Origin of the sequence: Pseudonocardia sp. DR1-2 (assembly GCF_023717215.1) — a bacterium.
GTDB lineage: Bacteria > Actinomycetota > Actinomycetes > Mycobacteriales > Pseudonocardiaceae > Pseudonocardia > Pseudonocardia alni.
Genome location: NZ_JAMQOF010000014.1, coordinates 1 through 11,732 on the forward strand (window position 1 = coordinate 1; position 11,732 = coordinate 11,732).

Sequence of the window (11,732 nt, forward strand, 5' to 3'; positions counted from 1 at the left end):
TACAGCGATCCCGCACCGCGGACCGCGTCCTCCACGCCCACCGCACCGACGACCGAGCAGGACGACGATCATGAGCATCTACGCCTTCCACCTCCAGGGGTGGGAAGACCTCAGCACCTGGGGTCGCGATCACGACATCTACTACGCCCAGCTGACCCGTAATGACGCGTCTGATTCTGATGGCCCCCAGATCTGGATCACCCCACCCAACTACGTCGTCCGCAGCGTTACCGATCTCGTGCACGCCATCGCCGGCGCGATCGGACATCGGCCGGGGCTGGTCGACGAGGCGATGAGGCTGGGGTTGGCGCTGGACCGGGGTGATCGGGTGGCGCCTGCACAAGATGGCAGCCGCATTGAACGGACCCGTTCGCGAGTGACGCGGCCCAACCAGCACCTCGAAACCTGGTGACGCGTCCACTCCGCCGATCTTCCTTGCCTCGCTGTTACCAGTCCGCGTATGGCGCGTGTTGCGGAGGGTCTACGTTCTCTTTCGTGATCTGCTTCTGATCGTGGACGTCGAGCGAATTCAGTTGTGCCTTCGTGATCACCTCGCGCAGGTTCGAGCTGCGGCAGAAGACAATGAGTTCGTCGACCTTGAGCTCGCCGAGCAGCTGCACAGCCGACTCAGGGCGGCCCTCGGCTCCTGGTCGACGTACGACGCTGAGCAGCGAGCAGCCCTGATCGTTGCCGTCAACTATCTCGTGCAGACTGACGACGAGGAGAACGATCTTCGCAGCCCGATCGGGTTCGATGATGATGCGGACGTTGTGATGGCGGCTCTTAAGCGAGTTGAGGGATGAACGGGCTGGGCTTGCCCGACCACGTGACCAGCAACTGCTCCCGAGCTCGGCTGCAGGCGACGTAGAACAGCGAGCGCTCCCGACCGCGGATCGCGCCGTGTTCTGACTCCGGCTTGCCCTCGAAAACGAAGTCGAGGGGGACCACGCCCTCGGCGGCGCCGATCACGATGACACGCTCGTACTCCGTGCCTTTTGCACGATGCATCGAGGAGACCTTGACGGCGTCGTCGTTGCCGGGGCCGTCTCGCTGAAGGAGCTCGACGGGGATCCCAGCCTCCTTGAGCGCAATGCGTGCGCGTTCCTGCTCGCGCGTTCGTCGAGCCAGCACGGCGATCGTCGGGGCGGAGACATCAGCGGCGAGCCACGCCTTGATCGTCGTGACGACGTGCATGACCTCGTCGTCCTCAGAGGCGAAGCCCCGAAGCTGGGGGGTCGGGCCGCCGTAGAGGGAGCGGTATCCGGCAACCGACTCGTCGTCGCCCTCCAGATCGACCACCGGCTCGTTCCCGATGACGCCGAGGGCGAAAGCGAGGTTCTGGCGAGTGGTGCGGTAGTTGAGGGTGAGCCGTCGGGAACGGCCGCGAGTCTCGATTCCGTAGTGCCCCAGCACGATCCGCTCGCCGTAGATGCGCTGGTGGCCGTCCTCCGCGATGAACAGATCATTCGGCCCCGGCGAGACGAGGCCACGCAGCACCCGCCAGTGCCCGGCGTGCAGGTCCTGGCCCTCGTCGACGACGACGTGGTCGAAGGTCGGTGCCTTCTCGCGCGTCGCGGGATCCGCGAGGATCTCCGCAGCGCGGACCGCGAGTCGCTCGAAGGTCGTCCGGCCTTGACTCGCCAAGCCGCGCTCGAAGGACTCGACGACTCGCCAGACGGCGGCGCGCTGGACCCGGTTGAGGCGGATCCCGCGTCCGGTCCGCCGCGCCTTGAAATACGCGTCTCGCGTGTGTGCGGGCAGTGCGAGAACCACGGCCCGGTACTCGCCATCGAGGAAGGTCGGGGTGAGGGTCTCCGCGATGTCCGCGGGCACACCGCTGCCGGCGACGGACTCCTCCCACAGCGACTCGCGATCTCGTTCCCCGAGTATTTGCCCGGGCGGCCCGTCGACGGCGTGGACGACAGAGCGCACGATCTGATCCACACCGCCTACCTCGACACGGGACAGTTCGTCCGCGGAGAGCAGACCATGGATGTCCGCCTGCAGGTTCGCCGCGAGGTTGCGTGTGAACGTGCACAGCAGCACTTGCACGTCCTGCGGTCGCGCGAGGAACGCGGCGCGGTGTAGGGCGACCACGGTCTTGCCGGTGCCGGCGCCGCCGGCCAGCCGGTAGGGGCCGTTGTAGGTCGGGCGGTAGGCGACGGCCCGCTGGGTCGGGTGGAGGTAGGTCCGCCACGCGGCGAAGTCGCCTTCGAGCATGCGCCGCAGCTCGTCGTCCGTCTGCAGGTAGACGAACTGCATGCGGCTTGTCGGGCGCTGCGCTGCGGCGACGGGGTCGGCGTCCGCGGGACGGTCGAGGTCGTAGATGGTGCGTACCTGGTCGAGCGAGGTGCCGGTGGCCAGATCGAGCAGGACCTGCTGTTGCCACTCGGGGAGATCGCCGGCGAGGACGAGCAGGTCGTCGTCCGTCGCGGCATGTACGGCCTCCTCCGCCACCTCGGCGTTGATCCCGAGCGCGACGAGTTCAGCGGGCTTGAACGGCAGGACCTGGTGCGCGTCCGGCGTGGTCGGCTTGGCGCGAAATTCCTCGACGCGCTTGATGATCGCCTTCGGCCGGAGCACCTCCATCGCGCCGTTGGCCGGGTTGATGTCGAGGACGAGGTTCTGCGCCTCCTCGTAGGCCTCGTCATGGGTGCGGATGGCGGCGAGGACCCACATCGGCTCGGGGTCGTCGGAAACGGCGAACAACACTGCGCGATAGCTCAAGTCCACGCGCGCCGTGCGGACTCTTTTGTCCGCCGGGTTCTTCGGGATCTTGAGGTCCAGCCCGGTGAGGTCGGCGTTCTGGTTGAGCTTCGTAACGAAGTCCCAGGCCTTGGCCTTGATCGAGCCGTCGACATCGATCGCCTTATGGAACTCCTTGGACATGATGACGCCCATCAGCGGCCTCCCTCGGTACCCAGCGCGGTGGCGACGGGGTCCCCGTCCGGCTCCGCCTGCGTCCAGTCGTTCTCGTCGAGCCAGGCGGCGAGCTCGTCGTCCTCGTCAAAGTGGACGGCGACCCGGTGATCGGGCCACGCGAGGTCGATGACGAGGTCGCCGCCGTCGACCTCAAAGCCCGCGATGGGCAGCGGCAGACCGCGGACTGCAAGATGCAGGACGAGTTCCTTCGGGCTGCCATCGAAGGTCTCTGCGATCTCCTGCCACGCGGGCACCACTGCGGTGTCCGGGGCCGCGGGCGCCGACTCAATGGTGGAGAGACTGTGGGCCTGGAAGCGTCCGGCCTCGAGGAACTGCAGGACATTGCCGAGTGCCAGCCAGTCCCGCCATGCGGCGACCTGGCTGTCACTTCCGACGACACCGTCGCGATCGTCGACACTCAGCCAGGCCCGGATGTCGGCCTTGCTCCGCCGCTCCAAGACGAGAGCTGCACCCTGCACAGTCTGCTTGGTCACGACGCCGAGGTCTCCGGGGAGGGCAGTCGCGGCGGTTCCGGTGACTGCAGCTTGCAGAAGGTCCGGCACGGCGTCCGGCGTCGTCTTGACGAGCCCTTCGCCGCCGAGCGCGTACGTGAGTGCCAGAGCATGGGCGGCAGGCCGCCACTCGGTCAGCGAGGGCCGTAGGACGAACGCCGTCAGCAGGGAGAGCGGGTCGACGAGGAGCTCGCGTATGTGGACGCTGCCCGGTGGGGGGTGCTTCTCGAACGTGCTCAGCGCCCCCTGGCGGTAGCGGGGGTCGATCCAGGCGACGGGCTCGGGCGCGACGCCGTCGAGCACGTCGGTGAACGCGTCGAGGTCTTGATGGGTCACCGCCCACACGAGGTAACCCTTGGCGCGGAGGTCGGCGCGCTTCTCGGCGTCGTCGGCGACCCGGTTGTGGTCGGTGGAGGAGTGGAACTTCTGCCCGTCGCAGAACACCGCTACGTGCGGCACGGTCCGGTCGCCGCACTCCAGGACGAAGTCCGGCTGCACCCCACCGAGCGCGACCTGCGGGGTGGCACGCCAGACCTGCCCGCCCAGGGATTGCGGGAACCGGATCTCGGCGGCATCGCCGACGCCCGTAGCGGTGAGGGTCACCGCCGCGCTACGACTCTTCGCCCAGCGGACGAGCAGCTGGCGGAAGCGACGTTCGATGGGGGTGTCGTGCGGCCCGACGACGATGTCCCTGAGCGTCTCGATCGGCTCCGGGCTCCACTGCTGGAAGATCTCCGTGATCAGGCTGATCGCCGACTCCCTGCGGGCATCCGCCGCCATGTGCGGCGGAACGTGGGGGAGCAGACAGCGGTGGCAGGCCGCCAGACCCTCCGTGCGGCACTCGCACGTCTGGAGGACGTCGAGTGCGGCAGCCAGGAGATCGCGGACCTGATCGGGCTCCGCGAATCGTCCCAAGTAACCGGTGCCGCCGGGGACAAGATCGTGGAGCACCATGACCCAGCGCTCGCCGCTGCCGGGCACAGGATCCGCAGCCTCGACGACGTCGAGGTGCTCGGGCTCGCCGCCCAGCACCTGACGGAGCCCGAGCAGCAGCGCGGCGCGGAAGGACGTCCGCACGATCGCGTCCGCCACGACGATCGGCGGCACGAGGAGCCGGACCGCCTGGGTCCGGAGGTCGTGCGTGAGCGCGACGGTCACCCAGCCCTGCTCGTCGGGCTCCTTCCGCTGTCGGCACCAACCACGGTGCCGGGCTCGTGCGGCATCGACCCGCTGAGCTGCGGGGACGACGCCGCAGTGTCGGCAGGCCTGAAACAGTGGTGCAGCCACCTCGTTGCCGGCGACGTGCAGCGTGCTGCCGCCGCGTTCGGCCGGGCCCAGATTGACCCAGCGGATGTCGGCGGTGCGCAGCACCTCGACGCCGAAGGGGTAGTCGGTGAGCTGCCACGCCGCTGCGATGGCGTCGGGCTCAGCGTCGACGGTGGCGACGATCTCGAAGCGCGTCTTCCGCCGGTCCTCGATGTCGTCCTCACGCATCGCGCTCTCGCGGGAGGTGTAGGCCGAGGCGCCGCGGAAGGGCAACGTGGTGAGCACCTGACCGGCGTCAGCAGCAGCGACCGCGCCGCAGCGCGGGCACGATCCGGCCGGTGCGCCGTCGAGCGGACGGGACCACCCGCACGCGGGGCAGAATCGACGCCGGATCGTGGCCGGGTTGCGGCTCGTGCCGAGGTCCAGTCCATCGATCTGGACAGCCGTGCCACGGACGTAGAACACCGCGCCTGGAGCGAGCTCGCCGAGCGCCGTCCTGCTGCCGCGGATGTACTGCTCCTCCGAGGTCTGACTTGCGCCGGTCTCCTCGTCGGTCCACCAGAGCCCGACGTCGAGTCGGGTGGTGTCGTCGAGCAGCGCGTAGTTGGGCAGCAGCCCCTTCGCCTCGAGCGCGGAGATCCAGTACATCCGGTCGCGTTCTCGGCTGGTGGCTCGCGCGACCGCGATCTCGCCGTTCAGTCGGCGCAGCTCGCGCTTGCCCGCGTCGTCCAGTGACGGGCGGGCCTCCATCGCCTCGATCTCGGCCTTCAGCAGCGTGACGCGTCCGGCGAGCTCGTCGCCCTCGGCGATCCAGGCCGTCACCGCCGCCTCGACCGCCCGCTCCATCGCCGGCGGCTCGCCCTCGGGGCTGCCATCGCCCGCCCACTCCCGCAGAGCCTGGGCGCTGTCTTTGGAGACCTCGTCGCCGAAACCGCGCAGGAACTCGTCGATGTACTCGGCGGCATGGCCGCGTGCGTCTGCGACGAGGGTGCCGAGCCAGGATGTCGGCGCCAGCCCGTCGCGGAAAACCTGTTTGGCGAGCCGCGTCGTCGGGTGACCGCCGCGGGCGCGTCGGTCTACGAGCGACGCCAGGTACTGGCGGCGCAGGATCTCGGTCGCGTCGAGGTAGCACGCAGGCGGCACGACCTCGCCCGCGATCATCGATAGCGGCTGGGCGAGTCGCTGCAATTCCAGGGGCCGGGCAGGGAGCAGGGAGACGACGAGTGCGTTGCCGGTCAGTCGGCCCGCGCGACCGACCCGCTGCAGGTAGGACGCCGTGGACCGCGGCAACGACGTCAACGCCACCGTGGACAGGTCCCCGATGTCGATGCCCAGCTCGAGCGTCGGCGTGCAGGTCAGCACGTTCGGGGCGTCCGGCGAGGCGCCCGCCTTGAACCTGTTCTCGAGCTCGACGCGCTCCTTCGCCTTGAGCAGCGATGTGTGCTCGCGCGCGATGATCCGCCGGACCTCCTCGCCGCGGTAGAGGTCGCGGTAGTAGTCGAGGTCGGCGTGCTCGCAGCGGTAGGTGCCCGTGCACTGGTCCTGCATGCACAGTGCCCCGGCCAGCTCGGCCAGGACTGTCTCGGGGCCGGGGAGGATCGTCGAACACACGGTGCAGCGCAGGCGGTCCGGGACACCGTCGGTGCGCTCGACCCACACGTTCTCCGGTGGGATCTGCCAGACGGTGGAGCCACCGACGCCGCCGAGGGTTGTCAGGACGCCGTCCGCGGTGAGCGCCTTGAGGAGCGCCAACACGTACTTGTGGGCATCGAAGGTCGGGACCTTCAGGACCTTCGCCGTCCACGCCGTGTACCAACTGCGCGGTCCGAGGATCAGGTCCAGGTTCTTCGACGTGCGCGCACTCGTCGGGTAGGCGGGCGCGGGGCGGCCCGGCCGGTCCCTGCCCTTACCGGGGAACGCCGGCATTCCCTGGCGGTGCGGTCGTCCGCCCCAGATGGGGTAGCGGTCGTCCGTCTCGGCGTAGGTGCGGAACCACTCGTGGGCGATGGCCCCCTGCGACCGCATTCGTTCGAGGACGCCACGAGCCCATGCGCGAGTCGCCTCCGGCGGCCGGCCATCGAGGGTGAGTTGGGTGTCCTGTCTTGCCGCGGCATCGAGCGCGGCGCGCACCGCGGCGTCGAGATCGGGTACGACGACCTGCGCAGTCGCCGCGCCAGTCCGCTCCAGCGTTCGTGCGGAGGGCGGAGCCAGCCCGAACTCCAGCGTCGCTGCGAAGCCCATTCGCCTGGTGACCGCCTCTCGGACCCGGTCGCTCGGGTCGTCCGTCCAGTACTGGGCGAAGGTCTCGTGCAGGCGGAGATCCGGCGGGAGCATCGCGAAGCGCTCAGCCGGGTTCGCGGCCGCGGCCTCGACTGCTACGCCGAGGTGGTCGAGCGAACTGCCCGCGGGTCCGATGGCCCGGTGGAGCAGGGCCCGCAGGTTCAGCGCATAGGCACGGTTCTCGACGAACGTCGCCCGGTGCGAGGCGTCCTGGACGCTGTCGGTGAAGACCAGCGTCTTCTTCTCGGCAGGGGCGACATCCGGGCTCCCGAACAGCTGCCCGAGGGTGGCCGACGCGAGCGTGGCCACCCGTGACCCCAGGAATCGGATCGCATCGTCGTGCCCGCACGCGGGGCAGCGCTGTTCCTTCGCCGCCTCGGCGTCCGGAGTGACGAGCACCGGCACCTCGTTGCTGTGCTTTCCCGACGGCCCGGGGACGAAGTCCGCGTTGTCCGGATCGACCCAGCGCACGAGCGGCGAGTCCTGCTGAGCCTCCCCGGGAGCGAAGATCCACGCGCGCTGGGAGCTGTTGTCCGACACGGACTTGCGCCACACCGCGTTCGGCGACGTAGCGTTCCCACCGCCCGCTGTGGCGATGACACCCCAGCCGGAGCGGCCACAGTGGCGGCAGTAGATCGAGGGGAGTGAGCGTTCGCCGTCCTCGGGCGGCGCGCCCTCGAACCAGTGGAACCGTGGCGATCGGCTCAGCTGGCGGAGGAGCCTGCTCACCTCGCGCAGCCAAAGCTGGACGTCGACGGTGAGCAGCGGTCGCCCGCCCGCGCTTCGGGCTCGCGAGAGCAGCGCGAGATACAGCGCAACGGCATGGCGGGCCGCCGCCTGCCGCTGCGGGGTCCCGGCGCCCCAGCTCGGCTCCGCGTCCGTCGCGAGTGCCGTCAGCGGTACCGGCAGCGTGCACCGTGTGAGCAGTGTCCGGGTCAGGGGGTGAGCGGCCAGCTGACGCCCGAGCGCCTGAGCGTCGTCGAGCAGAGCGTCGATCCGAGGATCCTCGCGGTTCTCGGTGTCGACCAAGAAGAGCCGAATCCCCTCGCGGACCTGCTCCCGGTGAGAACCCGCGCTCGTGAGCGCCTTCGTCACGCGGTCCAGCAGCGGCACGGTGCCCGTCGTTGGAGAGACCGCCCACTCGTCGACGGTCAGCCGGTCCTCCCCGACCAGAGAGGACTCGTCGAACTCCGAACCGAACACGGTGTGGGCGAACTTGCGTAGAGAAGGCCCGGCTTGCGCTCCGCTGCCGAGGGTCGCCGACGTGGCCACCGGCGTGATCGCGCCGAGCGGCTGCTCGTCCGTCGTGACCCCGAGGCTCATTCCGAGCCTGCGCAGCAACATCGCGACGTCTGTGCCCTGCGCGCCGTCGTAGGTGTGGAATTCGTCGAGCACGAGGTAGCGCAGAGAGTCGGCGGACTCCGCGAACAGCGGCTGGTCCTCGCTGCGGAGCAGCAACATGTCCAGCATCTTGTAGTTCGTGAGCAGCACGTCCGGCGGGTTCTTCCGCATGTGGTGCTTGTCCTCGATGACCGTCGTCTCGGTCATCACGGTTCCCGTCCCGGAGTCGCCCGTGTAGAGCCCCACCGACAGGTCGCCGAGCTGCTCGCGGTGGCCGTGGACGAGCTTCGCGATGCGTCGAGCCTGGTCGTTGGCCAGGGCGTTCATCGGGTAGAGGACGAGAGCCTTGATCCCGCGGCGGCCCTTCTGTCGTTCGCGGCGGCAGTGGTCGAGCAGGGGGATCAGGAAGCTCTCGGTCTTGCCGGAGCCGGTCCCGGTGGTCACGAGCGTCGGCTGCGGCAGCTGCTCTTTCGACGACAGCCGAATCCACGCCTCGGCCTGGTGCTTGTGCGGGTGGAAGCCCGTCGGTGCCCAGTCGACGAAGCGCCGCCACTCGTCGTCAGCGGGCCGGAACGGGGTGCGCAGTCGCACGTACGGGCCGCGGAACACGCCGTCCTGAGGGTTCGCGATGAATCGCTCGAGCTCCGCCCGCACCTCGTCGTCCGCGAGGGCGAAGGTGGTGCCCAGGAAGCTCGTCAACGACGCACGCAGGTCCTCGGCGACCAAAGACGGCAGCACTCAAGTCCCCCCTCGACGTGCAGAGTGACTCACGGTAGTAGCAGTGATCGCGAGCACTCCACCGGGGAACCCGATCGTGTGCGGCAACGGAATGTCGTGGTTCGGCGATATCCTCATCGTCTCGTGTTCGAGATCGCTATGGGGGAGGTGTCGGTCGTGGACGAGTGGGAAGTACGGCTGTCCGGCACCGGCCTGTCCGACGGTGAGATCACGTTCGCGGGCCTCGCGGATCTGGCTGAAGCCCTTCAGGCGCTCGCGACGCGGGTCGGGCGCCATCTGGCCGGCGTCGTCGGCCCCGGACGGTCCCCTTCGGCAGTCGAACGGGCTACCACGCTGAAGTTCCGAGGGATCGCGCAGGGGAGCACGATCCTCCAGGCGAAGATCGGCGAGGACGGGGTGTTGGGCGAGGGGCTGGAGCACCGAAGCCTCAACGCGATGATGGAGATCTTCGGCGGGGCCGCTCGTGACGAGGCACCCGGGTGGGTGACGCCGCAGCTGGGGCAGGCGACCGTGTCCGTGCTTGATGCCCTGCAGGCGATCTCGACCACCTGCGCCTTCTCACTGCCCCGTCAGGTGGGGCCGCCGATCCAGTTCGCTGCGGCGTCGGTATCGCGTGAAGTCTGGGCGGATCTTCGTGTTCCGGAACCGGACCGCCGCGCCGACGTGTCCGTGTCGGGCGATCTGGATCTCGTCGATCTCCGTCGAGGACGGCTTCGTATTCGGGACGCGTTCGGGAACGACGTTCAGCTGGACACCGTGGCGAACGTGGACGAGGCCGCTCGGCTGGTCGGTGGTCAGGTCACGGCGACCGGCGAGGCAGTGCTCGGCGCTCGTGGGCAGGTGGTCAGTCTGGTCGACGCCACTGTTGAGCGCCTGCAGATGCCGAGCTGGACGGCGCCGTCGCTCGACGGCATGGACTTCTCGCGGACGCCCTTGACCGGTGGCGTCGAGGGCGTGGATGAGGACGAGGTCGCCGCCTTCCTGGAGCTGATCGGCAGGTGACCTCCGAGGTCCCGGCGACGGCGGTGGTCATCGACACCGACGCGTTCAGCCACTTGTTCGTGCTGAACCGCGCGTCCCGCGAACTCAGCGACCGGCTCGTCGGCCGGGTTCCGATCATCGCGACCCAGACCCGTGCAGAGCTGCTGGCCTGGCCGGGCCTCCGTAGCTGGGGCGAGGCGCGGACGGAGCGCCTGCATCGCATCCTCCGCTCCACCCTGACGGTGCCGGTGACCGACGACGTCGTCAATGCTTATGTCGAGCTGCGGGTCGAGTGCACCTCTCGAGGCCACGCGCTCGGACAGAAGGTGCACGGCGCGGACCGATGGGTCGCAGCGACGGCGGTCGCGTTGGCCAGGCCACTGATCGCCCTCGACGGCATCTACGCCGGAGCTCCGCGCCTGAGCCTGCTCTGACTGCCTTCTTGTCCGCCTTTCAGCGTAAGAGCGTTGGGCTGAACGGTCAGCAGAACTGATGATTCGGCGTAACGAGGTGCTCCATGCTGGGCGATCCCGGGGTTGACACGACCTGCCGCTCGCCCGTCGGAGACATCATGAGGCTCGACCCGACTCCCAAGCTCGCCCGCACAGCTGCGCTGGTGGTGCTGTTGATCGCCGCCCTGGCAGCGTGTGCGGCTGCCCCGGTGAAGCCAGCAGGCCCCACCGTTCCGGACGGACTCACGGGCCTGCCCATGAATGACGCCCGCGACATCCTGGAGGGCCGAGGCTTCAAGCTCGTCGGGCTCGAGCTGGCGCCTCCTGCTCCGTCCGGCACGAACGTTCCCGAGCAGAACCACCCCGAGTACTGGGTCGTCTCCGGCACCGTGCCCGCCGCGGGAAGCCCGGTGAAGTCGCACTCGGACCTGGTCAAGATCCAGGTGTGGCGGGTGGCAGGCGCACCGGCCGTCGCCACGACAACCGCTCCCGCGGTGGATCCCCAGGAGGCCGCGATCAACGATGCCGTGAAGGCGGCCGGGCTCACCTTGCCCTCGAACTACTACGACAGCGGCTACAACCTGGCGAAGGACGCCTGCGGCACATTGCGATCGGGAAGCATCGCTCCCGAGCTGTGGTTGTCCCGTCACTTCGGCGCTCAAGGCGGCGACGAGCTCCGTGCCTACGAGATCGTCCTGCCGATGATGTGCCCCGAGTTCGTCCCAGCACTCGACCTTGCGAAGTCCGGCGAGACCGGCTTCGATGACGGAACTTATGAGATCGGACGGCAGTTGGGCTCCGTGGCCCCTGGGACCTTCCGCCTGACCGGGACCGCGGACGACTGCTACTGGGAGCGCACCTCGGCGGGCGGCGACATCATCGCGAACAAGTTCATCACGCACGGCACCGCGGTGACGGTGACGATCCGTGCAAGCGATGGGAGCTTCACCTCGCAGAACTGCGGGGACTGGGAGCGTGCGTGAGCTCGCGCCGAGTCCGGTCTTGCACGGCGTCCGCGGCTTCGGCGGCGGTCTGCTCCCACTCCTGGACCAGGTGCTCCGGAACGTCGCCGAAGGCGCGGTTGCTGTGGAGGACCGCCGAGGTCAGCTCGTAGACCCTGGAGGCGCGACGCGCGAGGCCACAGAGATCTGACCAGCGGTCGTCGGGCGCATGGGCGGGGAGAAGCATGAGCCGGCGTGCGACGACGCTGTGGGATCCAGGTCGTGTGCCGATGGCCGCC

7 protein-coding genes are annotated in these 11,732 nt (G+C 69.1%); 5 read left to right on the forward strand and 2 right to left on the reverse strand.

Features of this window, described 5'->3' with window-relative positions; genetic code table 11:
* Positions 1 to 70 precede the first annotated feature (70 nt).
* Both ND486_RS27730 and ND486_RS27735 read left to right on the forward strand, forming a co-directional pair.
* Positions 71 to 412 (forward strand): hypothetical protein, encoded by a 342-nt coding sequence (locus ND486_RS27730; protein ID WP_251787258.1) that lies wholly within the window; start codon positions 71 to 73, stop codon positions 410 to 412.
* 100 nt (positions 413 to 512) lie between these two features.
* Positions 513 to 803 carry a hypothetical protein gene (locus ND486_RS27735; RefSeq protein WP_251787259.1) on the forward strand — a complete coding sequence of 97 codons (291 nt, stop codon included), beginning with the start codon at positions 513 to 515 and terminating at the stop codon, positions 801 to 803.
* On the opposite strand, the gene ND486_RS27740 is transcribed toward ND486_RS27735, so the two are convergent.
* Entirely contained in the window at positions 784 to 2,901 is a 2,118-nt protein-coding gene (locus ND486_RS27740; RefSeq protein WP_251787260.1) for a 3'-5' exonuclease, read from the reverse strand. The two genes, ND486_RS27735 and ND486_RS27740, sit on opposite strands and share 20 nt — an antisense overlap.
* The gene (locus ND486_RS27745; RefSeq protein WP_251787261.1) at positions 2,901 to 9,059 is read right to left on the reverse strand and encodes a DEAD/DEAH box helicase; all 6,159 of its coding nucleotides are present in this window, start codon (positions 9,057 to 9,059) and stop codon (positions 2,901 to 2,903) included. The genes ND486_RS27740 and ND486_RS27745 overlap by 1 nt, the downstream gene beginning before the upstream one ends.
* 123 nt (positions 9,060 to 9,182) lie before the next feature.
* Here ND486_RS27745 and ND486_RS27750 point away from each other — a divergent pair, with 123 nt between their 5' ends.
* From ND486_RS27750 to ND486_RS27760, 3 genes are all read left to right on the forward strand, one after another.
* Positions 9,183 to 10,061 carry a hypothetical protein gene (locus ND486_RS27750; protein ID WP_251787262.1) on the forward strand — a complete coding sequence of 293 codons (879 nt, stop codon included), beginning with the start codon at positions 9,183 to 9,185 and terminating at the stop codon, positions 10,059 to 10,061.
* Complete coding sequence (locus ND486_RS27755) at positions 10,058 to 10,474, forward strand: PIN domain-containing protein (protein WP_251787263.1); 417 nt, start codon at positions 10,058 to 10,060, stop codon at positions 10,472 to 10,474. The genes ND486_RS27750 and ND486_RS27755 overlap by 4 nt, the downstream gene beginning before the upstream one ends.
* 83 nt (positions 10,475 to 10,557) lie before the next feature.
* A complete protein-coding gene (locus ND486_RS27760; RefSeq protein ID WP_251787264.1) occupies positions 10,558 to 11,475 on the forward strand; it encodes a PASTA domain-containing protein in 918 nt (305 codons plus the stop codon).
* The last annotated feature ends 257 nt before the right edge of the window (positions 11,476 to 11,732 follow it).

Coding starts and splice junctions, on each gene's coding strand:
- ND486_RS27730 (WP_251787258.1), top strand. CDS start 71: ATGAGCATCTACGCCTTCCACCTCCAGGGGTGGGAAGACCTCAGCACC.
- ND486_RS27760 (WP_251787264.1), top strand. CDS start 10,558: ATGCTGGGCGATCCCGGGGTTGACACGACCTGCCGCTCGCCCGTCGGA.
- ND486_RS27740 (WP_251787260.1), bottom strand. CDS start 2,901: ATGGGCGTCATCATGTCCAAGGAGTTCCATAAGGCGATCGATGTCGAC.